The sequence below is a fragment of the Streptomyces sp. NPDC051684 genome (assembly GCF_044453445.1).
In the GTDB taxonomy this organism is placed as follows: Bacteria; Actinomycetota; Actinomycetes; order Streptomycetales; family Streptomycetaceae; genus Streptomyces.
On the sequence record NZ_JBITCS010000002.1, the window covers coordinates 81308 to 106759 of the forward strand.

The 25452-nt window shown below is 71.3% G+C and carries 18 protein-coding genes; 11 read left to right on the forward strand and 7 right to left on the reverse strand.

The features are described from left to right. The first annotated feature begins 7 nt into the window (after positions 1–7). Positions 8–193 (forward strand): DUF6191 domain-containing protein, encoded by a 186-nt coding sequence (locus tag ACIA8D_RS02870; RefSeq protein WP_399228521.1) that lies wholly within the window; start codon positions 8–10, stop codon positions 191–193. A 55-nt stretch (positions 194–248) separates the two neighbouring features. Here ACIA8D_RS02870 and ACIA8D_RS02875 read toward each other — a convergent pair whose 3' ends face one another. Continuing rightward, positions 249–1424: a PQQ-dependent sugar dehydrogenase gene (locus ACIA8D_RS02875; protein WP_399228523.1), complete on the reverse strand. Its 1176-nt coding sequence runs from the start codon at positions 1422–1424 to the stop codon at positions 249–251. Positions 1425–1525: 101 nt separating this feature from the next. Continuing rightward, positions 1526–2539, reverse strand: coding sequence for an aldo/keto reductase (locus ACIA8D_RS02880; RefSeq protein ID WP_399228130.1), 1014 nt, complete (start codon positions 2537–2539; stop codon positions 1526–1528). A 93-nt stretch (positions 2540–2632) separates the two neighbouring features. Between ACIA8D_RS02880 and ACIA8D_RS02885 the strand changes: the two genes are divergently transcribed. The 6 genes from ACIA8D_RS02885 (at position 2633) to serA (ending at position 12537) form a co-directional block, all read left to right on the forward strand. After that, positions 2633–3583 carry a 2-hydroxyacid dehydrogenase gene (locus ACIA8D_RS02885; RefSeq protein WP_399228131.1) on the forward strand — a complete coding sequence of 317 codons (951 nt, stop codon included), beginning with the start codon at positions 2633–2635 and terminating at the stop codon, positions 3581–3583. Positions 3584–4115: 532 nt separating this feature from the next. Next, positions 4116–6929 carry a putative bifunctional diguanylate cyclase/phosphodiesterase gene (locus tag ACIA8D_RS02890; RefSeq protein ID WP_399228525.1) on the forward strand — a complete coding sequence of 938 codons (2814 nt, stop codon included), beginning with the start codon at positions 4116–4118 and terminating at the stop codon, positions 6927–6929. A gap of 266 nt (positions 6930–7195) precedes the next feature. Further along, the gene (locus ACIA8D_RS02895; protein WP_399228132.1) at positions 7196–9046 is read left to right on the forward strand and encodes an acetolactate synthase large subunit; all 1851 of its coding nucleotides are present in this window, start codon (positions 7196–7198) and stop codon (positions 9044–9046) included. Positions 9047–9072: 26 nt separating this feature from the next. Next, on the forward strand, positions 9073–9597 hold the full coding sequence (gene ilvN, locus ACIA8D_RS02900) for an acetolactate synthase small subunit (protein WP_385767107.1): 525 nt from the start codon (positions 9073–9075) through the stop codon (positions 9595–9597). A gap of 83 nt (positions 9598–9680) precedes the next feature. Continuing rightward, positions 9681–10682, forward strand: coding sequence for a ketol-acid reductoisomerase (ilvC, locus tag ACIA8D_RS02905; protein WP_399228133.1), 1002 nt, complete (start codon positions 9681–9683; stop codon positions 10680–10682). Between the two features lie 253 nt (positions 10683–10935). Further along, positions 10936–12537 carry a phosphoglycerate dehydrogenase gene (gene serA / locus ACIA8D_RS02910; RefSeq protein ID WP_399228134.1) on the forward strand — a complete coding sequence of 534 codons (1602 nt, stop codon included), beginning with the start codon at positions 10936–10938 and terminating at the stop codon, positions 12535–12537. A gap of 82 nt (positions 12538–12619) precedes the next feature. Here the strand turns inward: serA and ACIA8D_RS02915 are convergent, their stop codons facing one another. Then, complete coding sequence (locus tag ACIA8D_RS02915; RefSeq protein WP_399228135.1) at positions 12620–15607, reverse strand: AAA family ATPase; 2988 nt, start codon at positions 15605–15607, stop codon at positions 12620–12622. A 186-nt stretch (positions 15608–15793) separates the two neighbouring features. Beyond that, the gene (locus ACIA8D_RS02920) at positions 15794–17356 is read right to left on the reverse strand and encodes an MFS transporter (protein ID WP_399228136.1); all 1563 of its coding nucleotides are present in this window, start codon (positions 17354–17356) and stop codon (positions 15794–15796) included. Positions 17357–17439: 83 nt separating this feature from the next. Here ACIA8D_RS02920 and ACIA8D_RS02925 point away from each other — a divergent pair, with 83 nt between their 5' ends. Then, a complete protein-coding gene (locus tag ACIA8D_RS02925; RefSeq protein WP_399228137.1) occupies positions 17440–18012 on the forward strand; it encodes a TetR/AcrR family transcriptional regulator in 573 nt (190 codons plus the stop codon). Here ACIA8D_RS02925 and ACIA8D_RS02930 read toward each other — a convergent pair. Continuing rightward, a complete protein-coding gene (locus tag ACIA8D_RS02930; protein ID WP_399228138.1) occupies positions 18001–19188 on the reverse strand; it encodes a PucR family transcriptional regulator in 1188 nt (395 codons plus the stop codon). The two genes, ACIA8D_RS02925 and ACIA8D_RS02930, sit on opposite strands and share 12 nt — an antisense overlap. Before the next feature lie 192 nt (positions 19189–19380). Between ACIA8D_RS02930 and ACIA8D_RS02935 the strand changes: the two genes are divergently transcribed. Further along, positions 19381–20307: a proline dehydrogenase family protein gene (locus ACIA8D_RS02935; RefSeq protein WP_399228139.1), complete on the forward strand. Its 927-nt coding sequence runs from the start codon at positions 19381–19383 to the stop codon at positions 20305–20307. Positions 20308–20363: 56 nt separating this feature from the next. Next, positions 20364–22001, forward strand: coding sequence for an L-glutamate gamma-semialdehyde dehydrogenase (gene pruA / locus ACIA8D_RS02940; protein WP_399228141.1), 1638 nt, complete (start codon positions 20364–20366; stop codon positions 21999–22001). A gap of 143 nt (positions 22002–22144) precedes the next feature. Here the strand turns inward: pruA and ACIA8D_RS02945 are convergent, their stop codons facing one another. Then, the gene (locus ACIA8D_RS02945) at positions 22145–23068 is read right to left on the reverse strand and encodes an NADP-dependent oxidoreductase (protein WP_399228142.1); all 924 of its coding nucleotides are present in this window, start codon (positions 23066–23068) and stop codon (positions 22145–22147) included. 400 nt (positions 23069–23468) lie between these two features. Between ACIA8D_RS02945 and ACIA8D_RS02950 the strand changes: the two genes are divergently transcribed. Further along, positions 23469–23612, forward strand: a complete 144-nt coding sequence (locus tag ACIA8D_RS02950; RefSeq protein WP_266714423.1) for a hypothetical protein — start codon at positions 23469–23471, stop codon at positions 23610–23612. A gap of 165 nt (positions 23613–23777) precedes the next feature. On the opposite strand, the gene ACIA8D_RS02955 is transcribed toward ACIA8D_RS02950, so the two are convergent. Further along, positions 23778–25364 (reverse strand): purple acid phosphatase family protein, encoded by a 1587-nt coding sequence (locus ACIA8D_RS02955; RefSeq protein ID WP_399228143.1) that lies wholly within the window; start codon positions 25362–25364, stop codon positions 23778–23780. Between the last annotated feature and the right edge of the window lie 88 nt (positions 25365–25452).

A 25452-nucleotide genomic window follows, 5' to 3' on the forward strand; every position in this document is an offset into this window, starting at 1 on the left:
GTTCAACATGTTCGAGGAGCTGTTCTCACCCGGCCGCAAGCACACCAACGACGAGCGCAAGCGTCTCGAGCTGACCCGTGTCGACATGAACGACGGCGACCCGGGCCGCGGCCCGATAGACCTCACCTCGGGCAAGGTCGTCGTCCGCCGCCCGGAGCCTCCGTCAACCGATTCAAGCCCCTGCGGCGATTGAGCAGCGGGGTCCGGGGCAGAGCCCCGAGACCGCAACCACGGGTCGGCCGAAGGGGTCAGCGGACCTTGAGCTCCAGGATCCGGTCGTCCCCCTTCTCCGGCGTCCCGCGCGTATCCGTCTCACTCGTCACGAGCCACACCTTGTCGTCGCCCGCCGCGACCACCGTGCGCAACCGCCCGTACTTCCCCTCCAGGAACGCCTGCGGCTCATGGGCCGCCTTCGCCCCGTCGAGCGGAATCCGCCACAGCCGCTCGCCGCGCAACCCGGCCATCCAGATCGACCCCTCCGCGTACGCGATCCCGCTGGGCGAGGCCTCCGAGGTGTGCCACTGGGCGATCGGGTCGTGGTACTTCTTGTCGCCGCTCTTCCCCTCGGCGTCGGGCCAGCCGTAGTTGTCGCCCGCCACGATGTGGTTCAGCTCGTCCCAGGTGTCCTGCCCGAACTCCGAGGCCCAGAGCCGCTTGTCCTCGTCCCAGGCGAGCCCCTGCACATTGCGGTGCCCGTACGAGTACACGGGGGAGTCGCCGAAGGGGTTGCCCGGCGCCGGCTCGCCCTCCGGGGTGAGCCGCAGGATCTTGCCGCCGGTGGACTTCTTGTCCTGCGCCAGCGGCTTGTCGTACGTCTCTCCGGTCCCCACGTACAGCAGCTTGTCCGGGCCGAAGGCGATCCGCCCGCCGTTGTGGTTCGTGCCCTTCGGGATGCCCCGGAACACCGTGTCGGGGGCGCCGAGCCGCTCGCCCGAGGGCTTCTTCTCGTCGTACATCATCCGCACGATGCGGTTGTCCGACTCCGTTGTGAAGTACGCGTAGACCATGTGGTCGGAGGCGTACGAGGGGGAGAGCGCGAGGCCCAGGAGGCCGCCCTCGCCCTCGGCCGCGACCCCGGGCACCTCGCCGAGTACGGACTTCTTGCCGGTCTTCGTGTCGACACGGGTGATCGTCCCCTCGTCGCGGGACGAGACGAGCAGGTCGCCGCCGGGCAGCTCGGCGAGCCCCCACGGCGACTTGAGGCCGTCCGCGACGGTCCGCTCGACGCTCACCGAGCCCTTCGCCGGCGGCACGTCCGCCTTCGGGGACGAGGAGCCGCCCGAACCGCTCGTACTGGGCGCGGCCGTCGAGTCCTTGCTCGGCGCGGGGGAGCCGTCACCGGAGGAGCACCCGGCCGCGAGCAGGAGCGCGGCACAAGCGGTGAGGGCCAACGCGGGCCGCACAGCTGATCGTTGCACGATCAGGATCCCTTCGACGTGAAGCTCGGTCGTTCACACACCGCTCTACCGTTGAAACACCGCACACACGGCTCAGGTTCCCGAACCACCGCCGCGAGGCCGGCCGCTCAGTCCCAGGACCCCTGCGCCGCCGGAAGCCCCGCGATCTCCGCGAAGTCCTCCGCGGTGAGCCGCAGTTCGGCGGACGCCGCGTTCTCCAGCGCCCAGCGCTCCTGCTTGGTGCCCGGCACCGGCACCACGCCCTCACCTTGCGCCGCCACCCAGGCGAGCGCCACCTGGGCCGGTGTCACGTGCTCGCCGTGCCGCGCGGCGACCCGGCGCAGGCCCGCCACGATCGGCTGGTTCGCCGCCATCATCTCGGCGGTGAAGCGGGGGTGGCGGGCGCGCAGGTCGTCCGGCTCGAAGCCCCCTCCGGTGGTGAGCGTGCCGGTCAGGAACCCACTGCCCAGCGGCATCGCGGCGAGGAACCCGACGCCGCGCGCCGCGCACCACGGCAGCAGCGCCCCGAGCGCCTCCGGCGACCACACCGACAGCTCGGCCATGACCGCGCTCACCGGGAACACCTGCTGCACCCGCTCCAACTGGCGGATCGTTCCGTCGTGCCGCGCGGCCCGGCCGCCGCGCCGCGAACCCCGCGCGCCCACGGCGCAGAACCCCAGCGAGCGCACCTTGCCCGCGCTCACCAGCTCCGCCATCGCGCCCCAGGTCTCCTCGACGGGCACTTCGGGGTCCGCGCGGTGCAGCTGGTACAGGTCGACGACATCGGTCTGCAGGCGCCGCAGCGACGCGTCACAGGCCCGCTTCACATAGCCGGGCCTGCCGTTGGCGACGATGTGCTGCTCGCCGACGAGCAGCCCCACCTTCGTCGACACGAAGGCGTCGGCCCGCCGCTCCTTGAGCACCCGGCCGAGCAGCAGCTCATTGGTGAAGGGTCCGTACATGTCCGCGGTGTCGACCAGGCTGCACCCCCGGTCCAGGGCCGTGTGCAGAGCGCGCAGGGACTCCTCGCCACGCTGCATCGAGCCCGTGTACGCCCAGCTCATCGGCATACAGCCGATTCCGACGGCGCCCACGTCGAGGCCCGCCGCGCCGAGCGCCTTGCGCGCACCACCTTGCTTCACGTGCCCGTGACCCTCCCTGGCCCTTCGGCCCCTCCTGCCGAGGTCCCCAACCTAACCTCTGTCCCTTCACGTGGCTGACATAGCCTCCTGACCATGACTGGTGATGTGTGGCTGCCCTTCCGCGCCGATGAGATTCCGGGCCTCCCGCAGGGGCTGAACTACCGCTTCTGGAACGGCGAACCCGAGTTCCCCGCGGACCCCGCCGACTGCGCGTACTACGTCGTCCCCTACATGAAGCCGCCGGGCGTGGGCGTCCGCCCGATGCCCGAGATGACGTCGGTGCGTGCCGTGCAGACGCTCTCCGCGGGGGTCGACCACGTGCAGGGCGGCCTGAAGTACCTGCGTCCCGGCGTCCAGTTGTGCAATGCGCGCGGCGTGCACGATGCCAGCACCGCCGAGCTCGCGCTCACCCTGATCCTCGCCTCCCTGCGCGGCATCCCCGACTTCGTCCGCGGGCAGGACCGCGGCGAGTGGCGCGGCGGATTCCGGCCCGCGCTCGCCGACAAGCACGTCCTCATCGTGGGGTACGGGGCCATCGGCGGCGCCATCGAGGACCGGCTCACGCCGTTCGAGGTCGCGCGGGTGACCCGCGTCGCGCGCTCCGCCCGTACAACGGAGCGCGGGCCCGTGCGCCCGCTCACCGAGCTGCCGGACCTGCTGCCCGAGGCCGACGTCGTCGTCATGGTGACCCCGCTCACCGAGGACACCCGCGGCCTCGTGAACGCCGAGTTCCTCGCGCGCCTCAAGGACGGCGCGCTGCTCGTGAACGTCGGCCGCGGCCCGGTCGTCGAAACCAAGGCCCTCCTCGCCGAACTGGAGAGCGGTCGCATCACGGCCGCCCTCGACGTCACCGACCCCGAACCGCTGCCCCAGGAGCACCCGTTGTGGCAGGCTCGAGGGGTGCTCATCTCGCCGCACGTGGGCGGCCCCACATCCGCCTTCCTGCCGCGTGCCAAGCGTCTCCTCGCCGCTCAGCTCACGCGGTTCGCGGCGGGGGAGCAGCTGGAGAACGTCGTGCTCACCGTCGACGGGCACAGCGACTGACACCCGGTCACCCGTGACCCCGCACACCCCGCGGGCCCCGCGAACCTCACCGGCCCCACGGGCAACTCCCGTACGGCCGCACGCCGTTTGTCGGGCACGCTGTGCGCCCGTCCGGATGCACCCCGTGCCCACTCCGTGCCCGCATCGTGCCTGGTCGTCACGGAGAGTAGAGGAACTATGTCCCTGAGTGACGAGACTGGTGTATCGTCCCGACTGGGGCAGCGCCGTGTCAGCACACGGCGCCGGGGAAGAGTGACGGACTGCGAGGGGGGCGACGGGCGATGCACGGCCTATGGGCGAACGATCCGACGCGGCGGGGCCGCCGACGGCTGTCTTGTGCGGTGACCCTGACGGTGACGCGTGGCCGAAGTCCCGGCTGTCGCAGGGCCCCTGTGCATCGGACGGGTCCGCGCGGGGGCCGCAGAAGGCATCAGCAGCCGGGCCGGGCCAAGGCGGAGGCGGGAGCCGCCCGGCGGACCGGGGCGGCCCGGTGAGTACGCACCCCACGCCGACGACAGCCCTGGGCGCCTCCATGTACTCCGGCGGCCAGGCCCCCGCCCGCGTGCCGCAGCGGGGCGTGTCGGGAGCCCAGTTGCTCCTCGCCCTGCTGTGCGCCGGCTTCGCGGTGGGGTCCGCGCTCGGCTGGGGATCCGACCGACTCGCCCTGATCATGGGCGACTTCGGCCTGAGCCTCGCGGCGGCGATCGCCGCGGTGTCGAACTTCGTGTACGCGCGCCGCAGCCGCAGCCGTTTTCGACCCGCCTGGCTCCTGTTCGCGTTCTCCTCGCTCATGGCCAGCTTCGGCAACGGCGTGTGGGGCTGGTACGAGGTCGTCCTGCGCGAGCCGGTGCCCTCGCCGAGCCTCGCCGATCTGTTCTTCCTCTGCTTCGCGCCCCCCGCCATCATCGGCCTGCTCGTCCTCGCCCGGCGGCCCGTTACCAAGGCCGGCTGGATCTGCCTCGCGCTCGACGCCTGGCTCATCGCCGGCTCCCTGGTCACCCTCTCCTGGAGCCTCGCCCTCGCGCACACCGCCGAGTTCGAGGGCCAGAGCGTCACCCGTACCGCGCTCTCGCTGGCGTATCCGCTGCTCGACATCGCGCTGGTCAGCATGGTGCTCGCGCTGCACTTCCGGCGCACCCCCGGCAACCGCACGGCGGTGAACACCGCGATCGGCGCCCTCGCCCTCACGGTGATGTGCGACGCGCTGTTCACCTCGCCGCTGCTGCACGCCAGTTACCGCTCGGGCGAGATCCTGGACGCCGGCTGGTTCGCCGGGTCGCTGCTGCTGGCGTACGCGCCGTGGGTGGGGGCGCGGCGCGGGGTGCGCGAGGAGGAGCAGCCGCCCGGGCCCGGCGGCCGCTACCAGGTCAGCCATACGCGGCCCATCTCCGGCTCGCTCGCCGCGCTCACCCCGTATCTGGCCGCCGCCGTCTGCACGTTGGGCATCCTCTACAACGTGCTGAACGGGCACAGGGTGGACCGCGTCGTGCTCTTCACGGCCTGCACCGTCGTCCTGGCGCTCGTCATGCGCCAGGGCATCATGCTGCTCGACAACATCACGCTCACCCAGGAACTGGCGCAGAAGGAGAACCACTTCCGCTCCCTGGTCCAGGGCTCCAGCGACGTCATCATGATCGCCGCGCCGAACGGGACGCTGAGATACGTCAGCCCGGCCGCCGCGGGCGTCTACGGACGGGACGCGGAGGACCTCGTCGGCTCCGAGCTGTCGTCGATCATCCACCCCGAGGATCTCGGGCGTGTGATGCACGAGGTGCGCAGATTCCTCGCCGCGAGCCAGGTCGAGGAGCCCACTACGCGCATCGAATGCCGCTTCCGGTCCGGCACGGGCACCTGGCTGAACGTGGAGTCGACGATCAACCGCCACCACGGCGGCCTGATCCTCAACAGCAGAGACGTGACCGAACGGGTGCGCCTCCAGGCCCAGTTGCAGCACAACGCCGAGCACGACCCGCTGACCGACCTGCCCAACAGGTCGCTGTTCACCAAGCGGGTCGGACAGGCCCTCGCCGGCCGGCGGGCCGGCGATCTGGGCACCGCCGTGCTCTTCATCGACCTCGACGGCTTCAAGCAGGTCAACGACACGATCGGGCACCAGGCGGGCGACGAGCTGCTCGTGCAGGCGGCGAGAAGGCTGGCCGAATCCGTGCGCGCCTCGGACACCGCGGCCCGGCTTGGCGGCGACGAGTTCGCGGCGCTGATCGTCGGCGACGGAGGGCGCGACCACACCGCGAGAGAGCAGCAGATCTACGAGTTGGCCGACCGCCTCAGAATCACCCTGTCCCAGCCCTACACGATCGAGGGGCACGACGGGGTGCGGGTCGCCGCCTCCATCGGTGTCGCCTTCGCCGAGCCGGACATCACGGCGGGCGAGCTGCTGCGCAACGCCGACCTGGCGATGTACCGCGCCAAGGCGGCGGGCAAGGGCCGCGTCGAGCTGTACGCGCCGCAGATGCAGGCCGATGTCGTACGCAAGGCGGAGCTGGCGACGAGGCTGCGATCGGCGCTGCACGAGGGCGAGTTCGCGCTGCTCCACCAGCCGATCGTGTCGCTCGACGACGGTCGGATCACGGCGGTCGCCGCGCAGGCGAGATGGCGCAGCGCGCAGGGCATCCTGTTCACGCCCGCCGAGTTCCTGCGGGTGGCCGACGACAGCGAGCGCACTGCGGAGCTCGGCCGCTGGATGCTGGAGGAGGCCGTCGAGCAGGCCGCCGAGCGCGGTCACAGCGGGCATGCGACGCCGGTCGCCGTGCGGATCAGCGCCCGCCGGCTCCTCGACCGCTCCATGCCGCTCGCCTCGATAGAAGCGCTCCTCACGCGACACGGGCTGCCCTCGGGCGCGCTCATGATCGAGCTGGCGGACAGCGACCCCAGAGTCCCGCTGGACGAGCTGGAGCGGCGTCTGACGGCGCTGCGCCGCCTCGGCGTCCGGATCGCGCTGGACGGCTTCGGCAGCGGCTATGCGGCCATCACGGCGCTGCGCCGTCTCCCCGTCGACGTACTGAAGCTGGACCGCTCGCTGATCGAGGGCGTCGTCGAGTCCGCGCGGCTGCACAAGATCACCAGCGGGCTGCTGCGGATCGCCGGCGACCTCGGCCTCGACTCCGTGGCGGACGGCGTGGACCTGCCCGAGCAGGTCGCGGCGCTGCGCTCGATGGGGTGCACGCACGGGCAGGGCATGGCGTTCTCCGGGCCGCTGGACGAGTATCGGCTGCGCCGCGCGCTCACCTCGGGGGAGTACCCCGTCCCGGCGGGGCCCGCCGAGCCGGTGTTCGCGGGCTTCACGGCACTGCGCTCACATAATGAGACGTCCGTCCCACCTACTTGACACGCCCTACGCGCCGGGGGGAGGGTCAGTGCCATGCGCACCCGAATTCTCGTACTTGGAAAGCGCGTCGGCTGAAGCTGGGACCACCGGTAGAGACACCGGAAACCCGGCGACCGCACCCGGCGCGCTCCCCTCGCTTGCCTCACGGCACGAGGGGTTTTTTGTTGCACCGGTGCCGCTTCAGACCCGCCGCCACCTGCCCGACAAAGACGTAAGACCCTGCAGAACCCTCGCAAAACACCCTCAGCATCGAGAAGAGAATGCCGATGACCGAGCAGGCCACCGGGGCCAGCCAGCCGCAGCCGCGGCCCCGTTCCGGAGGACAGCAGTCCGCCCCCGTCGAGCACGTCACGGGTGCGAAGTCCCTCATTCGCTCGCTTGAGGAGGTCGGGGTCGACACCGTATTCGGCATTCCCGGCGGCACGATCCTTCCGGCGTACGACCCGATGATGGACTCGAGCCGGGTGCGCCACGTGCTCGTCCGTCACGAGCAGGGTGCGGGCCACGCGGCCACCGGTTACGCGCAGGCCACCGGCAAGGTCGGCGTCTGCATGGCGACCTCGGGTCCGGGCGCGACCAACCTTGTGACGCCGATCGCCGACGCGATGATGGACTCGGTGCCGCTCGTCGCGATCACCGGCCAGGTCGTCTCCAAGGCGATCGGCACAGACGCCTTCCAGGAGGCGGACATCGTCGGCATCACCATGCCGATCACCAAGCACAGCTTCCTGGTCACGAAGGCCGAGGAGATCCCGCAGGCGATCGCGCAGGCGTTCCACATCGCGGCCACCGGCCGTCCCGGCCCGGTCCTCGTGGACATCCCGAAGGACATCCTGCAGGCGCAGACGACGTTCACCTGGCCGCCGCAGCAGGACCTGCCCGGCTACCGCCCGGTGACCAAGCCGCACGCCAAGCAGATCCGCGAGGCCGCGAAGCTGATCACGAACGCGAAGCGGCCCGTCCTCTACGTCGGTGGCGGCGTCCTCAAGGCGCAGGCCACCGCCGAGCTCAAGATGCTCGCCGAGCTCACCGGAGCGCCCGTCACCACCACCCTGATGGCGCTCGGCGCATTCCCCGACAGCCACCCGCTGCACGTGGGAATGCCGGGCATGCACGGTGCGGTCACCGCCGTCACCGCGCTGCAGAAGGCCGACCTGATCGTCGCCCTCGGAGCCCGCTTCGACGACCGCGTCACCGGCAACCTGGACAGCTTCGCGCCGTTCGCCAAGATCGTGCACGCCGACATCGACCCGGCGGAGATCGGCAAGAACCGCGCCGCCGACGTGCCGATCGTCGGTGACGCCCGCGAGGTCATCGCCGACCTGATCCAGGCGGTCCAGAAGGAGCACTCGGACGGCCACGCGGGCGACTACAGCGCCTGGTGGAACGACCTGAACCGCTGGCGCGACACCTACCCGCTCGGCTACGACCAGCCCGCGGACGGCTCGCTCTCCCCGCAGCAGGTCATCGAGCGCATCGGTCAACTCGCCCCCGAGAACACGATCTTCGCGGCGGGCGTCGGCCAGCACCAGATGTGGGCCGCGCACTACATCCAGTACGAGAAGCCGGCCACCTGGCTGAACTCCGGCGGCGCCGGGACCATGGGCTACTCGGTCCCCGCCGCGATGGGCGCCAAAGCCGGTGCGCCGGGCCAGACGGTCTGGGCGATCGACGGCGACGGCTGCTTCCAGATGACCAATCAGGAGCTGACCACCTGTGCCCTGAACAACATCCCGATCAAGGTCGCCATCATCAACAACGGCGCCCTCGGGATGGTCCGCCAGTGGCAGACGCTGTTCTACAACCAGCGCTACTCGAACACCGTGCTGCACGCGGGCCCGGACGGCGAGACCCCGCCCAACAAGGGCACCCGTATCCCGGACTTCGTGAAGCTGTCCGAGGCCATGGGCTGCTACGCCATCCGCTGTGAGCGCCCCGAGGACCTCGACAAGTGCATCGAGGAGGCGAACTCGATCAACGACCGCCCGGTCGTGGTCGACTTCATCGTCCACGAGGACGCCATGGTGTGGCCGATGGTCGCCGCCGGCACCTCGAACGACGAGATCATGGCCGCCCGGGACGTCCGCCCCGACTTCGGCGACAGCGAAGACGACTGAGAGCCGCAGGAGAAGGAACCAAGACCATGTCCAAGCACACGCTCTCCGTCCTCGTCGAGAACAAGCCCGGTGTCCTCGCCCGGATCACCGCCCTCTTCTCGCGCCGCGGCTTCAACATCGACTCGCTCGCCGTCGGCGTCACCGAGCACCCCGACATCTCGCGCATCACCATCGTCGTGAATGTCGAATCGCTCCCGCTCGAACAGGTCACGAAGCAGCTCAACAAGCTGGTCAACGTCCTGAAGATCGTCGAGCTGGAGCCCGACTCGGCCGTGGCCCGCGAGCTGGTGCTCGCCAAGGTCCGCGCCGACAACGAGACGCGCTCGCAGATCGTCGAGATCGTCCAGCTGTTCCGCGCCAAGACGGTGGACGTCTCCCCGGAGGCCGTCACCATCGAGGCCACCGGATCCAGTGACAAGCTGGAGGCGATGCTCAAGATGCTGGAACCCTTCGGCATCAAGGAGCTCGTCCAGTCCGGCACCATCGCGGTCGGCCGCGGCTCGCGCTCCATCACCGACCGGAGCCTGCGGGCGCTCGACCGCTCCGCGTAGCTCGCATCGCGAGACCCCAAAACCTCTCTTCCGCCCCCCGCCGTACGGTGGGACGCAACACCAGCACACCAAGGAGAACCCCAGTGGCCGAGCTGTTCTACGACGACGATGCCGACCTGTCCATCATCCAGAACCGCAAGGTCGCGGTGATCGGTTACGGCTCCCAGGGCCACGCCCACGCGCTCTCGCTGCGCGACTCGGGCGTCGACGTCCGCGTCGGTCTGCACGAGGGCTCGAAGTCCAAGGCGAAGGCCGAGGAGCAGGGCCTGCGCGTGGTCACCCCGTCCGAGGCGGCGGCCGAGGCCGACGTCATCATGATCCTGGTCCCGGACCCGATCCAGGCGCAGGTCTACGAGGAGACCATCGCCCCGAACCTGAAGGACGGCGACGCGCTGTTCTTCGGCCACGGCCTCAACATCCGCTACGGCTTCATCAAGCCGCCGCAGGGTGTCGACGTCTGCATGGTCGCCCCGAAGGGCCCGGGCCACCTGGTGCGCCGCCAGTACGAGGAGGGCCGCGGCGTTCCGTGCATCGCGGCCGTCGAGCAGGACGCCTCCGGCAAGGGCTTCGAGCTGGCCCTCTCCTACGCGAAGGGCATCGGCGGCACCCGCGCCGGCGTCATCAAGACGACCTTCACCGAGGAGACCGAGACCGACCTGTTCGGTGAGCAGGCCGTGCTCTGCGGCGGCACCGCCGCGCTGGTCAAGGCGGGCTTCGAGACGCTGACCGAGGCCGGCTACCAGCCGGAGATCGCGTACTTCGAGTGCCTGCACGAGCTGAAGCTCATCGTCGACCTCATGTACGAGGGCGGCCTGGAGAAGATGCGCTGGTCGGTCTCCGAGACCGCCGAGTGGGGCGACTACGTCACCGGCCCGCGGATCATCACGGACGCCACCAAGGCCGAGATGAAGCAGGTCCTCGCCGAGATCCAGGACGGCACGTTCGCCAAGAACTGGATGGACGAGTACCACGGCGGTCTGAAGAAGTACAACGAGTACAAGAAGCAGGACGAGGACAGCCTGCTCGCCACCACCGGCAAGGAGCTGCGCAAGCTCATGAGCTGGGTGAACGACGACGAGGCCTGAGCCTCCACGGAACGGGGTCGCGGCACACGCCGCGACCCCGTTCTTCATCACCCGTCCACGCTGTTGTCCACGGTGTCCAGCCTCGGACGGGTGATCCTTCCGGGGAGGCGCAAGACGCCCTCCTCGGCGCCACTACACTGCTGAATACATTCGCGTTGGGCCCACAGCGTCGTGCGTCTTCCACGCGGCACCAGAACCTCCACCGCCTGCGGCCGTCGGGACGGCCGTCCGCATTGGACCTGTGAGGACTCACGTGAGCACTGCTGCCAACGGCAAACCCGTCGTACTCATCGCCGAAGAGCTGTCGCCTGCGACGGTCGACGCCCTGGGCCCGGACTTCGAGATCCGCCAGTGCAACGGCGCGGACCGGGCGGCGCTGCTGCCCGCGATCGCCGACGTCGACGCGATCCTGATCCGCTCGGCCACCAAGGTCGACGCCGAGGCGATCGCCGCCGCGAAGAAGCTGAAGGTCGTCGCGCGGGCCGGCGTCGGCCTCGACAACGTCGACGTCTCCGCCGCCACCAAGGCCGGCGTGATGGTCGTGAACGCCCCGACCTCCAACATCGTGACCGCCGCCGAGCTGGCCTGCGGCCTCCTCATCGCCACCGCGCGCAACATCCCGCAGGGCTCGCAGGCCCTCAAGGGCGGCGAGTGGAAGCGCAGCAAGTACACGGGCGTCGAGCTCGCCGAGAAGACGCTGGGTGTCGTCGGCCTCGGCCGCATCGGCGCGCTCGTCGCGCAGCGCATGTCCGCCTTCGGCATGAAGGTCGTCGCGTACGACCCGTACGTGCAGCCCGCGCGCGCCGCGCAGATGGGCGTGAAGGTGCTGACCCTCGACGAGCTGCTCGAGGTCTCCGACTTCATCACCGTCCACCTCCCGAAGACCCCCGAGACGCTGGGCCTGATCGGCGACGAGGCGCTCCACAAGGTCAAGCCGAACGTGCGGATCGTCAACGCCGCGCGCGGCGGGATCGTCGACGAGGAGGCGCTGTACTCGGCGATCAAGGAGGGCCGCGTCGCGGGCGCCGGCCTCGACGTGTACGCGAAGGAGCCCTGCACGGACTCCCCGCTGTTCCAGTTCGACCAGGTCGTCTGCACCCCGCACCTCGGCGCCTCCACGGACGAGGCGCAGGAGAAGGCCGGTGTCGCCGTCGCCAAGTCGGTGCGCCTCGCGCTCTCCGGCGAGCTCGTGCCGGACGCCGTGAACGTCCAGGGCGGCGTCATCGCCGAGGACGTCAAGCCGGGCCTGCCGCTCGCCGAGCGCCTCGGCCGGATCTTTACCGCGCTCGCGGGCGAGGTCGCGGTCCGCCTCGACGTCGAGGTCTACGGCGAGATCACCCAGCACGACGTGAAGGTGCTCGAACTCTCCGCGCTCAAGGGCGTGTTCGAGGACGTCGTCGACGAGACGGTCTCCTACGTCAACGCCCCGCTGTTCGCGCAGGAGCGCGGCGTCGAGGTCCGCCTCACGACGTCCTCCGAGTCGCACGAGCACCGCAACGTCGTCACGGTGCGCGGCACCCTCGGTGACGGCCAGGAGGTCTCGGTCTCCGGCACGCTCGCCGGCCCGAAGCACCTGCAGAAGATCGTCGCGGTGGGCGAGTACGACGTGGATCTCGCGCTCGCCGACCACATGGTCGTTCTGCGCTACGAGGACCGTCCCGGCGTCGTCGGCACCGTGGGCCGCGTCCTCGGCGAGGCCGGCATCAACATTGGCGGCATGCAGGTCTCGCGCGCCGACGTCGGCGGCGAGGCCCTCGCGGTCCTCACCGTGGACGACACCGTGCCGCAGTCGGTCCTGAACGAGCTGGCCGCCGAGATCGGCGCCACGTCGGCGCGCTCCGTCAACCTCGTCTGAGGGCCGATGGCGCACCGCCACAGCTGAACCGAGGGCCGGGTCATCGATGGGTGACCCGGCCCTCGGGCGTTCTCGTGGGCACTCAGCCGGAGGTGCTCGTCTCCGGTTCGATCAGGCCCTCGCGGTAGGCGATGCCGACGGCCTCGGTGCGGCTCGTGGCGCCGAGCTTTGCGAGGATGTTCGAGACGTGGACGCTCGCGGTCTTGCCGCTGATGAACAGCTCCTCGCCGATCTGGCGGTTGGTGCGGCCCCGGCCGAGCAGCCGCAGCACGTCGCTCTCCCGGGCGGTCAGCGCGGCGATCCGCTCGTCGGCGGCCGGGGCGTCGGCGAGGCGGCCCCGCCGGATCAGGGCGTCCAGGGCCTCGCGCAGCGGCTCGGCACCGAGTCGTACGGCGGTGTCGCGGGCCGCGGTCGCCTGCTCGGCGGCCTCCTCGCGGCGGTCGGAGGTGAGCAGGGCCTCGGCCAACCGCCGTTGGCAGCGGGCCAGTTCGTAAGGCTCGCCGTAGTCGAACGCCGTCACGGCCCGCTCCCAGGCGGCGACGTCGGGGCCGGTCGCGGCGCGCGTCAGTTCGGCCTCGGCGCGGGCCAGCCAGGCCAGGCCCTCAGGGCCCTGCTCCGTGCCGTCCTCGCCGCGGGCCGCCGTTTCGCGGGCCAGCTCCACCAGCTCGGCGGCGGTTCCCGCCCAGCGGTCCGCGCCCGCCGCGTCGCCGGACAGGCGGGCGTCCTCCGCCGCGTCCGCGACGGCCGCGAGCGCCAGCGCGGCGAGTCGCACGACGGCGTCGGGCCGCGCGCCGCCCGAGACCTCGGTGAGCGACTCGACCGAGGCGTGCAGCTGGCGTACACAGCCCTCCGCGTCCCCGCGCAGGGCCGCCGCGTCGGTCAGCACGATCGCGGTGACGAGCGCCGCCATCCAGTCGAAGTGGTGCTCGAGCAGCCCCCGCGCCCCGGTGACGGCCGCGTCGTACTCGCCGCGGGCCAGGGCCACGTACAGGGCCGGCGCGATCGCGAACCCGCCTGCGGGCGGCAGCAGTTCGGTGTCGGCGGCCGCCGCCCGCGCGCACTCGTCCCAGCGGCCCAGCGTGTAGAGCAGCAGCGACTGCAAGTAGCGCAGCTCCAGGGCGTACGGCGAGGTGAGGAGGCCCGCGCGGCGGGCGATGGCGATGCCCTCGGCGAGCCAGGGCAGGCACGCGTCCAGGTCGCCGGACTCGTAGCAGCCGATGGCGAGGTTGTAGAGCGCCCGCATCTCCACGGGAAGGTTGCCGGCGGCGCCGGCCAGCTCGCGGGCCCCGACCAGCCGGTCGCGGCCCTGCGGCGTACGCCGGTTGTGCGTCTCCAGGCCGACCAGTGAGATCGTCAAGTCGGCTTGGGCGTCGGGCAGTTCGAGCCGTTCGGCGATGGCGAGCGCCTGCCGGGCGACCCGCTCGGCGTCCTCGTCGCGGCCCACATGGCGCGCGGCCAGGACGTGGGTCGCGGCGGCCCACACCCAGGTGCCCGAGGGCGGCTCGGCCGGGATCAGCGCCAGCGCCTCGCTGCTGTACGTGAACGCCGCTTCCAGGTGGTCGATCCGGATCAGGTTGCCCGCGAGGGTGTAGCGCACGCGCGCCGCGAGTTCGGAGTCGGCGTCGGATCCTTCCCGGGCGAGCGCGGAGCGGGTGAGCTGGACCGCGCGATGCGGGTCGCCCGCGCGGGCGGCGGCGGCCGAGGCGCGCAGCGTGAGGATGGCCGGGGCGCCGGCCTCGGGACGGGCGGACGCGTCGACGACGGCATGGAGTTCGAGCGCGGTCTCCAGGTGCCGCAGCTCCTCGGCGGGCGCGCCGACGCGCTGGGCGTGGTCGGCCGCCTCCAGGGAGGCCGCGAGGGCGTCGGCCAGGTCGTGGCTCTCGCGCGAGTGGTGGGCGCGCTCCGCCGCGGTCTGCGGTGACCGGTTCTCGCCCGCGAGGAGCGCGGCGAAACGTCCGTGCAGCCGGACCCGTTCGCCGGGCAGCAGGTCCGCGTACACGGCCTCGCGGATGAGGGCGTGCCGGAACGAGTACGTCGCGTCGTCGCCCGGCACGAGGAGCAGGCGTTCGACGGCCTCGCGCAGCGCCGACTCCAGCTCCTCCTCGGGCAGTTGCACGGCGGCCAGCAACGGCTCGTGCCCGACCCGGCGGCCCGCGACGGCCGCCGTGCGCAGGACCCGCTGGGCGGTCTCGGTGAGCTGCTCGACGCGGATGAGCAGCACATCGGCGAGGCCGCCGAGGTCGTTCGGCATGGCGGGGGAGTCGGCGCCGTCCACGTCGCCGGGCAGCGCGGCGAGCAACTCCTCGGCGTAGAAGGCGTTCCCCTCGGCGCGGTCGACGATGCGGCGGACCGTGCTGTCCGGCACGGGGCCCGTGCGGCGCGCGCGGACGAGCCGGGCCATGTCCGCGTCGGCCATCGGGCGCAGGTCGAGGCGGTCGACGGAGGGCAGCCTGATCAGCTCGGCGAGCAGCGGCCGCAGGGGGTGGCGGCGGTGCAGGTCGTCCGCGCGATAGGAGGCGAAGACCGCGAGGCGGCGGGGCGGGCCGCCCGGCGCGGGCCGTTGCAGGACGCCCCGACTGAGCAGGAAGCGGAGCAGGTCGCGGGAGGACTGGTCGGCCCAGTGGAGGTCCTCGACGACGAGGAGCAGCGGGGTCAGCTCGGCCAGGTCGGCGAGGAGCGAGGCGACGCCCTCGAAGAGCTGGAGGCGGCTGCCGGGGTCGGGGGCGGGGCCCGAGCCCGGGGTCGCGCCGATGAGCCGGTCCACCGCGGGGTACGCGGCGAAGGCCGGGGCGAGCCGGTCGTCGGCGGCCGCCGCGCCGAGGATCTCCGTGAACGGGAGGTAGGGCAGGCCCACGTCGCCGACGTCCACGCAGTGCCCGGTCAGGACGGTCAGGCCGGTGGCGGCGGCGTGCGCCGCGGCCTCCGTCAGCGCCCGGGTCTTGCCGACGCCGGCATCCCCTGCGACCAGGACGGCGCGCGGGTCGCCGGCCGCGGCCCGCTCCAGGACGCCGTTGAGCCGGGCGAGTTCGTCCGCCCGGCCGATGAACGGCGTATCGAATGTCTGAGCCACGGGGCCATCCTGGCACGGTCGTGGTGTGGCCCGGTGTGGTCCTGGCGCGGTCCGTCCTGACCGGCGGAAGCCTGCGGGCGCCGCTCGGACCGGCCGGAGTCGCCCGGGGCGGCCCGCGTTGCCTGAGCCCGTGAAAGAACCCCCGTCGGCCGCCCGAGGCGTCGACGGGGGTTCGGTCACGGGCTGTCAGACGCTCGCCTTCTCGCCCTGCGCCGCGTCCTCGGGGCACTCCGCGGCCTCACGCACCACCACCTTGCGCAGGGTCGCCACGGAGAGGACCGCGGCGGCCAGGAGCAGGACGGCCCCGGCGATCGCCGCCGCCTGCATGCCGTTGGTGAAGGCCTCCCGTGCCGCGCTCGTCAGGGCCCGGCCCGCCGCGCCCGGCAGTTCCCCGGCGACCGCGAGGGCGCCGCCCAGCGTTTCGTGGGCCGTGGCCGGGGCGTCGGCAGGCACTCCATGGCGGTAGACGGCCGTGCCGATGGAGCCGAGGACAGCCATGCCGAGGGCGCCGCCGAACTCGGCTCCCGTCTCCAACAGGGACGCGGCGGAGCCCGAGTTGGCGACCGGGACGGTGCCGAGCGCCAGGTCCATCATCTGGGACATCACGGTGACGATTCCGGCGGCGAGGACGCCCGCGCCGGCCAGGACGAGCCACAGCGAGTCGGTGCCCGCGAGGGTCAGCAGGCCGTATCCGCAGGCGGCGACGGTGAATCCGCCGGCCACCACGTGGGCGCGGTGCACGCCCTTCTCGACGAGCCGTGCGGCGACGGGCGCCGCGACACCGACCAGGACCGTCGGAAGCAGCGCCCAGAGCGCGGCCGACATCGAGCTCTTGCCGAGCACGGACTGGAGGTACTGCGTGGTGAAGTACGCCGAGCCCATCATGCCGAACGAGGAGACGAGGTTGAGGACGACGGCGGGGGCGAAGCCGCGGCCGCGGAACAGGGCGGGGGAGATGAGCGGGGACTTCGCGGTGCGCTGGCGGTGCACGAAGAGGGCGGCGAACAGCAGGCCGACCGTGATCGAGACGACGTAGCGCACGTTCCAGCCCTCGGACGGGATCTCCTTGATGCCGTAGATCACCGGCAGCACGGCCGCCATCGACAGCGGCACGCTGAGCAGGTCGAAGCGGCCGGGCTCCGGGTTCCTGGACTCCGGCAGCAGGACCGGGCCGAGAGCCAGGAGCAGCACCATCGCGGGCAGGTTGACCAGGAAGACCGAGCCCCACCAGAAATACTCGACGAGGACCCCGCTCATCACCGAACCGAGCGCGACGCCGCCGGTCATGACCGCCGACCACAGGCCGATCGCCTTCGCGCGCTGCCCGGCGTCCGTGAACATCGTGCGTACGAGCGCCATGGTCGACGGCATGAGCGTCGCGCCGCCCACCCCGAGGAGCGCGCGGGCGGCGATGAGCGTCTCGGCGCTGTTGGCGTACGCGGCCAGGAGCGAGGCCCCGCCGAAGGCGCCGGCGCCGAACAGGAGCAGCTTGCGGCGGCCGATGCGGTCGCCGAGCGAGCCCATCGTCATCAGCAGGCCGGCGAGCACGAACGCGTAGATGTCGAAGATCCACAGCTGCTGGGCGCCGCTCGGCTTCAGGTCGGCGCTGATCTCGGGGATCGCGAAGTAGAGGACGGAGACGTCCATCGAGACCAGGAGCAGCGGAAGCATCAGCACGCCCAGGGCGGTCCACTCGCGGCGCCCGGCAAGGGAGGCGGCGGGTGGGGTGGTGCTCGTCGGGTTCGTCATGCCAGGAACTGTACGAGCGTCTTAAACGCTTGTCTAGTACGGGCGTATAAGACGTGCGTCTGAATTCCGGTTAGGGTGGGGCCATGGGACATCGTGAGGATCTGCTCGAAGGCGCCAAGCGCTGCCTGATGGAGAAGGGGTTCGCGCGCACGACGGCGCGCGACGTCGTCAAGGCGTCGGGGGCCAATCTGGCCTCCATCGGTTACCACTACGGATCGAAGGACACCCTGCTCGCGCAGGCGTATGTGGCCCTGATCGAAGGGGCGTCGCTCGACTGGGGCGAGCCGGACGAACTGGCGGGCGCGCCGGGCTCGCTGGACCGCTTCCACGCCCTGATGGAGAACGTCGTCGTCGGCCTCGGCAAGCCGGACTCCATGTGGCACCTGAGCATCGAGCTGCTGACGCTGGGCGACAAGATGCCCGCCCTGCACGAGTACCTGGTGCAGGCCCAGGCGGAGGCCGGGCGCGGCTTCATCGGAATGATCACGGGGGAGGAGCCGCCGGCCGACGACCCGAAGGTGGCGACGCTCGGCGCGCTCCTGTCGGTGCTGTTCCTCGGGCTCGTCGCCCAGTACACCTTCGACGCGGAGACGTCGCCGTCCGCCGGTCAGCTCACCGAGGGGCTGCGGCAGCTGTTCGAGCTGTCACAGGCGTGACGCCTTCAGGCCCATGTGCAGCAGCAGCCGGTCCTCGCCCTCGTCCAGGTCGAGGCCGGTGAGCTGCTCCACGCGCGACAGACGGTAGTACAGGGTCTGCCGGTGGATGCCGAGGGCGGCGGCCGTGCGGCCCGCCTGGCCCGCGCAGTCGAGGAACACCTCGGCGGTGCGCGCCAGTTGGCGGTGCGCGGGGGAGAGCAGGGGTGCGACCGCGGGGTCGTGCGCGGCCTCCGCGGGCAGGGCGGTGAGCAGCCGGTACGGGCCGATCGACGACCACTGCGCGTCGGGGCCGAGGCGCGGATCGGCCAGCGCCGCGCGCGCCGCGGCCGTCGCCTCCTGCCAGGCCGTGGCCAGTTCGGCGAGGTCGTCGCGCGCGGCGCCGACGCCCGCCGCCACCGGGGAGCCCGCACGCGCGCGCAGTTTCGCCGCCGCCGTCAGCGCGGACGCCAGGGCCTCGCGCGAACGCAGCCGCACAAGGAGCGCCAGGCACTGGCCCGTCACCCCCCACGGCACCGTGCACAGCGCGTCCGCCGCCGGGATCGTACGGACGGACGGGGCGTCGTCCGGGTCCGCCGAGGGCCACGGCGCCACGCACACCACGGTGTGCAGCCCCGGCGCCCGGCTGCCGAGCGCCGTGCGCAGCGCCGCGACCGCCATGTCCCGCTGCCAGCCCCGCTCCGCCGTGAGCACGGAGTGGAACTCGCGGGTCAGGTCCGCGCCCGCCTGCGCCTCGTCGGCGAGCTGCGCACCGATCCGTCCCGTCACCTCCATCGCGGCATCGAGCTGCTCCTGCGTGGGACCCGGATCGTCGTCGAGCAGCCATACGTAGCCGAGGACGAAGCCGTGATGGCGTACGGGCAGACAGATGCGGCCGCGGTAGACGCCGGCCTCCGGGGTCGCCGGGATCCGGACCGGCTCCTTGGCGCTCGCGATGCCGAAGCCCTCGAACCAGGAGCGGACCGCGGAGGTCGAGCCGCGCGTCAGGATCGAGCGCGTGCGCACCGGGTCGAGCGCCGCCTCGTCGAAACCGTCGGCGTCGTCGTCGGCGCTGGCCTGGGCGCCGAAGGCGATGAGCCGGAAGTCGCGGTTCTCGAGGGTCGCCGGGGCGCCGAGCAGCGCCGAGATCTCGTCGACCAGGTCCTGGTAATCGCCTTTCACCCCGCCATTCTCACCCATCCCGGGCCCCTCTTCATACAGATGTCTGAGGTGGCGACCACAGATGCGTGACAGGTGTCGATGGCACAGGATCGGAGGGATCCTTAGATTTCTGAGTGGTTCTCCGTGCCGTCCCGGTACGCGCGGAAATGACCCGTATTTGACGTACTGAATCAGTGACCGCTCTCAATTCGTGATCCGTGGAGGTGCCCCGTGCTGGCTCCCTTGATCCTCGCCGCGTCGCGCAGCGACAAGATGCGCGCCTTCGTGTCGGCGGCGCCGGGCACCAAGCAGGTCGTCGACCGCTTCATCGCCGGCGAGTCGGTCGACCAGGTCGTGCCGATCATCGAGGACGCCGCGGCCAAGGGTCTGGAGGTCACGCTCGACGTGGTCGGTGAGGACATCACCACCGTCGAGCAGTCGCAGGCCGCGCGGGACGCCTACCTGGAGCTCGTCGAGCGCCTCAAGGACCTGGGCCTCGGCACGAAGGCCGAGATGTCCGTGAAGCTGTCGATGTTCGGCCAGGCGCTTGAGGGCGGCCACGAGCTGGCCCTCGCCAATGTACGGCCCGTCGTCGAGGCCGCCGCGAAGATCGGCACCACCGTCACCCTCGACGCCGAGGACCACACCACCCTCGACTCGATGTTCGCCATCCACGAGGAGCTGCGGAAGGACTTCCCGCAGACCGGCTGCGTCATCCAGGCCTACCTGTTCCGCACCGAGGACGACGCCCGCCGCCTCGCCGCCGCGGGCAGCCGCGTGCGCATCGTGAAGGGCGCCTACAAGGAGCCCGCCGAGGTCGCGTACCAGGACAAGGCCGAGATCGACAAGGCGTACGTGCGGATCATGCGCATCCTCATGGAGGGTGCCGGGTACCCGATGGTCGGGTCCCACGACCCGCGGCTCGTCTCCATCGCGCAGGAGCTCGCCCGGCAGGCCGGGCGCAAGCTGGACGAGTACGAGTTCCAGATGCTGTACGGGATCCGCAGCGACGAGCAGCTGCGCCTCGCCGCCGAGGGACACCGGATGCGTGTCTACACCGCGTACGGCACCGACTGGTACGGATACTTCATGCGCCGCCTCGCGGAGAAGCCGGCCAACCTGCTCTTCTTCGCCCGCTCGGTCCTCACCAAGGGCTGACCCCTCCCGCTTGCTCAACCGATAACTCCCCGACCCCCCGAAGGAGATACGGACCCATGACCCTCGACGCCGTGACCCAGGTCCCCGCCCCGGTCAATGAGCCGGTGCACGGCTACGCCCCCGGTTCCCCGGAGCGCGCCCGCCTGGAGGTCAAGCTCAAGGAGCTGGCCGAGAACCCGATCGAGCTGCCCTGCACCATCGGCGGTGTCCGTCGGATGGGCGGCGGCGAGCGCTTCGACGTCGTGCAGCCGCACAACCACAAGTCCGTCATCGGTACGTACGCCAACGCCACCGAGCAGGACGCCCAGGACGCGATCGACGCCGCCCTGGCCGCCGCCCCGGCCTGGCGCGCGACGTCCTTCGACGACCGCGCCGCGATCATCCTGCGCGCCGCCGAGCTGCTGTCGACCAAGTGGCGCGAGACGATGGCCGCCTCGACGATGCTCGGCCAGTCGAAGACCGCCCAGCAGGCCGAGATCGACACTCCCTGTGAGCTCATCGACTTCTGGCGCTTCAACGTCCACTACGCCCGCAACCTGCTCGCCGAGCAGCCGCCGGCGAACTCCACGGGCGTGTGGAACCGCATGGACCACCGCCCGCTTGAGGGCTTCGTCTACGCGATCACGCCGTTCAACTTCACGGCCATCGCGGGCAACCTGCCGACCGCGCCCGCGCTCATGGGCAACGTCGTGGTCTGGAAGCCGTCCCCGACGCAGACGCACGCCGCCGTTCTGCTGCTCCAGCTTCTGGAGGAGGCCGGTCTTCCCAAGGGCGTCATCAACCTGGTGACGGGTGACGGCCTGGCCGTCTCGGACGTCGCGCTCAACCACCGTGACCTCGCCGGTATCCACTTCACCGGTTCGACCAAGACCTTCCAGCACCTGTGGAAGACGGTCGGCAACAACATCGACAAGTACCGCACCTACCCGCGGCTCGTCGGTGAGACCGGCGGCAAGGACTTCGTCGTCGCCCACCCGAGCGCCGACCGCGCCGTCCTCAAGACGGCCCTGACCCGCGGCTCCTTCGAGTTCCAGGGCCAGAAGTGCTCCGCCACCTCGCGCGCCTACATCCCGGCCTCCATCTGGAACTCCGGGTTCAAGGAGGAGTTCGCGGCCGAGGTCGACGGCATCAAGATGGGTGACGTCACCGACCTGACGAACTTCATCGGCGCGCTCATCGACGACCGCGCGTTCGCCAAGAACAAGGCCGCGATCGACCGGGCGAAGGACGACGCGTCCTGCACGATCGTCGCCGGTGGCACGTACGACGACTCCGTCGGCTACTTCGTGCGCCCGACCGTGATCGAGTGCTCGGACCCGGCCAACGAGGTGTTCTCCACCGAGTACTTCGGCCCGTTCCTCGCCGTGCACGTGTACGAGGACGACCAGTACGACGCCATGCTGGAGCAGATGGAGTCGGCGTCGGACTACGCGCTGACCGGGTCGGTCGTCGCGAACGACCGCGCCGCCGCGGCCCACACGATGGAGAAGCTGCGGTACGCCGCGGGCAACTTCTACATCAACGACAAGTCGACCGGGGCGGTCGTCGGCCAGCAGCCGTTCGGTGGTGGGCGTGCGTCCGGTACGTGTGACAAGGCCGGGGCGCCGCAGAACCTTCAGCGGTGGACGTTGACCCGTGCCATCAAGGAGACGTTGGTGCCGCCGACGGACTACGTGTACCCGCACATGGGCTGATCGCCCCTGTAGCGGTGCCGCCCCCGGTCGAGGTTTCCCCCTCGGCCGGGGGCGGTTTCGTGTGGGCCGGTCCTACGCCTCGGGGCTCCGCCCCGGACCCCGCGCCTCAATCGCCGGCGGGGCTTGACAGTGCGGGCAATTGCTCAGGGGACCGTCAGGACGATCTTGCCCTGGGTGTGGCCGGAGGAGGCGAGTTCGTGGGCCTTGGCCGCCTCCTCCAAGGGGAGCGTGGCCGTGACGTGGGCGCGCAGGCGGCCCGCCGCCATAAGCGCCGCGACCTTGCGGAGCGTCGTCCCCGAGGGCTGGACCGAGACGGGAGCGAAGCGGACCCCGCGGGTCTCGGCGTCCTCCTGCGTGACGCCGGGGTCCCAGATCACCGCCGAGGCCAGCAGCCCACCGGGCCGCAGGGTGACCAGCGTGCGCGGGCCGTAGTCGCCGCCGATCAGGTCGAGGGCCACGTCCACGTCGCGCAGGGAGTGGGCGAAGTCCGTGGCCGTGTAGTCGATGGGTTCGTCGACGCCCAGCTCCCGCAGGAAGTCGTGCTTGTCGGGGCTCGCGGTGGCGATGACGTACGCGCCCTCGGCCTTGGCGATCTGGACCGCGACATGTCCGACGCCGCCGCCCGCCGCGTGGATCAGCACCCGGCGGCCGGGCCCGATCTGCCCGGTGTCGACGAGCGCGAGCCAGGAGGTGAGCGCCGCCGCGGGCACCCCCGCCGCGTGCACATGGTCGACATTGCCCGGCTTCGGCGCCAGGTGTTCCGTACGGATCAGGACGTACTCGGCATAGCCGCCGCCCCGGATCATCGCGAACACCTCGTCGCCCGGCCGGAATTCGGTGACGTCCTGGCCCGCCGACTCGACGACGCCCGAGACGTCCCAGCCGAGCGTGAACGGCGGGTCGCCGAAGAGCGCCGCTTCGCCCGAACGCGCCAGCCGGTCCACCGGATTCACCCCCACGGCACGGACCCGCACGAGCACCTCCCCCGCCAGCGGCTCGGGCCGCTCCACCTCCACCACTTCGAGCACCTCGGGTCCGCCGAGCCGGCGCTGACTGATGACGCGCATGGTGGGACTCCTCCCCAGGGACCGGCCGGGCCACCGCGGCCCGGCCGGTAGGGGACCCATCGTGGTGCGTGGGCGGCGGTCGCGCCATGGCCGGGACGGCCCGTGCCACGGGACTCGGCCACCGCCGTGACCCCTATGGCGAAAGGGGCTGGTGGGGCAGAAGACGCGGCTCCCGTCTCAGATAGTAGGAAGTCCGAGTAATTGTGGAGACAGAAGCAGAGACCTGTCCTAGCTTTGTAGAAGCCGAACGACTCGCCCGATCCGGCGAATGGCGGCCGTGAGCCGGAGCATCTGGCAGGCAACCCCTGCAGCTCCCGTTCCCCGCCCTTCCGGCGCCTCGAAATCCCCATGCGCGCACCAGCGCGCGGATTCCCACGGATTCTCAAGGAGTCGATCCCTCATGGCCACTGCGACGCCCGTCCGCCGCCGAGTCCGTCACGTCTCCCCGTCGAGCGAAGCCGACCGTCAGGCCGCCAGGACCGCGGCCGCCGCCCTCCAGCGCGCCCTCGACCGCAGGGACAACGGCGGCGAGACCGGTCACTGAGGCCTAGGGCCTGTCGTTTGGATCATGCCGGGCTCGCGGGGCCTGGCACGCACGCTCGCGGCGTTGTCGTCGGTCGACGACGCTCCGCGTCGCCTCCCTCCTCCGCCTTGCGATCGCACGCACCAGGCCCCGCTCCCTGATCCGGCCTGATCCAAACGACAAGCCCTAAGCGCCTCTCCGTACCTCGAAGTGGTCGATGCGTTCGCCGGTCTCGGCCAGCGCCGACACCTTCATCCGGCCCTTCGCCACCTCCACCGCGAGGAACGAGAAGCCGGTGTACCGCACCCGGGACCACTCCACGGTGTCCGGGTCGGGTACGCGTGACCTGGTCCAGTGGAAGGTGACGATCGACTCCCGGTCGGCTGCGTCGCTCTCGTGCCCCTCGTAACTGTCCTTCACGCCGGGCCCGAAGCCGTAGAGGTCCTTGCCGGCGCCGCCCGCGGTGACGTACACGATGCCGTCGCGCGTCGGATCGGTCGACGCGCCGACCGGCACCGGCTTGCCGACCTCGCCGTTCCCCGCGCCCTTGATCGCGTCCGTGCGCTCGTAGACGTGGTTGTGTCCGTTGATCACCAGATCCACCTGATGCTTGACGAACAGCGGCACCCATGCCTCGCGCACCCCGCCGTCCGAGGCGTGCGTGGACGTCGAGTACGCGCAGTGGTGGAAGAAGACGACGATGAACTCGATGTCCTTCCGCGCCCGCAGCTCCCCGAGCCGCTTGTCGAGCCAGGCGGTCTGCTTGCCGTTCAGGTAGCCCTTGTTGGCGGGGATCTCGAACGACACGTCGTTCGCGTCGAGCGCCACCACGCCCACGCTCCCGTACGTGAAGGAGTAGACGCCGGGCGCCTTCGCCGGGTCCGGGCCGTTCTCGGGCAGGGACCAGCGGGCGCTCTGGCCGCCGTAGCCGTTGGGGGAGTACCAGGCCTCCATGTCGTGGTTGCCGGTCGTCACCATCCACGGCACCGACTTGGCGACCGTCTCCGTCTGCGCGAGGAACTGGTCCCACACCCGCGCGTCGTACGTGTCCGACTCCTTGCCGTGGCCGCTGCTGTCGGCGTAGCAGATGTCGCCCGCGTGCAGATGGAACGACGGGTTCTGGCCGAGGATCACCTGGTCGTTGGCGAGCGCGTCGTAGCTCACCCCCTGGTCGCCGAAGGCCGTGAAGACGAACGACTCCGGGGCGGCCGGCGCCGTACGGAAGGTGCCGAGTGTGCCGATGCGCTCCGCGTCGGCCGGATCGAAGCCGTCGTGGCCGACGCCGTAGTAGTACGTCGTGCCGGGGGCGAGGTTGTCGAGTGCGGCGTGGAGGTAGTGCTGCTCGACCTCCGGGAGCTTCTTCGACAGGGACGGCGTGTGCAGGGCGCGCACCTCCGCCGGGATCTTCCGGCTCAGCTCCCAGGGCTTCGAGCCCACCCGCAGATACGGGTTCTGGACCGCGAACGGCACCTGCCAGGACACCCGCATCTGCGTCTTCGGGTCGGCGCCGAAGGCGAGGTGTCGGCCGAAGGGGGCGACGAGCGAGCCGTCGACCTTCGCGGCCGCCCGCGCCGGGAGCAGCGGCGCCGCGTACGCGCCGCTCGCGGTGCCGCCGCCGAGCAGCGCGGCCCCGCCCACGGTGGCCGCGGCCCCCGTCAGCGCGCGGCGCCTGCTGAACCTCGTCCGCAGGTACTCGTGTTGCTCGGGCATGCTCAGGCGTCCGGCGAGCCGCTCGGGGATGCCGACATTGGGGGTGTCGTTGGCGGTGGTCATGGAAGGGAACTTCCCAGTGACTGCCAACTGCCGCCAGACATGGGGGTGAACAGAAAGCGGCGACTCTGCGATGTCCACATCATGGACA

What these genes read in the sequence shown, in the direction of transcription:
- ACIA8D_RS02870 (WP_399228521.1), top strand. Translation starts at nt 8, where the DNA reads ATGTTCGAGGAGCTGTTCTCACCCGGCCGCAAGCACACCAACGACGAG.
- ACIA8D_RS02885 (WP_399228131.1), top strand. Translation starts at nt 2,633, where the DNA reads ATGACTGGTGATGTGTGGCTGCCCTTCCGCGCCGATGAGATTCCGGGC.
- ACIA8D_RS02890 (WP_399228525.1), top strand. Translation starts at nt 4,116, where the DNA reads ATGTACTCCGGCGGCCAGGCCCCCGCCCGCGTGCCGCAGCGGGGCGTG.
- ACIA8D_RS02895 (WP_399228132.1), top strand. Translation starts at nt 7,196, where the DNA reads ATGACCGAGCAGGCCACCGGGGCCAGCCAGCCGCAGCCGCGGCCCCGT.
- ilvN (WP_385767107.1), top strand. Translation starts at nt 9,073, where the DNA reads ATGTCCAAGCACACGCTCTCCGTCCTCGTCGAGAACAAGCCCGGTGTC.
- ACIA8D_RS02920 (WP_399228136.1), bottom strand. Translation starts at nt 17,356, where the DNA reads ATGACGAACCCGACGAGCACCACCCCACCCGCCGCCTCCCTTGCCGGG.
- ACIA8D_RS02925 (WP_399228137.1), top strand. Translation starts at nt 17,440, where the DNA reads ATGGGACATCGTGAGGATCTGCTCGAAGGCGCCAAGCGCTGCCTGATG.
- ACIA8D_RS02930 (WP_399228138.1), bottom strand. Translation starts at nt 19,188, where the DNA reads ATGGGTGAGAATGGCGGGGTGAAAGGCGATTACCAGGACCTGGTCGAC.
- pruA (WP_399228141.1), top strand. Translation starts at nt 20,364, where the DNA reads ATGACCCTCGACGCCGTGACCCAGGTCCCCGCCCCGGTCAATGAGCCG.
- ACIA8D_RS02945 (WP_399228142.1), bottom strand. Translation starts at nt 23,068, where the DNA reads ATGCGCGTCATCAGTCAGCGCCGGCTCGGCGGACCCGAGGTGCTCGAA.
- ACIA8D_RS02950 (WP_266714423.1), top strand. Translation starts at nt 23,469, where the DNA reads ATGGCCACTGCGACGCCCGTCCGCCGCCGAGTCCGTCACGTCTCCCCG.
- ACIA8D_RS02955 (WP_399228143.1), bottom strand. Translation starts at nt 25,364, where the DNA reads ATGACCACCGCCAACGACACCCCCAATGTCGGCATCCCCGAGCGGCTC.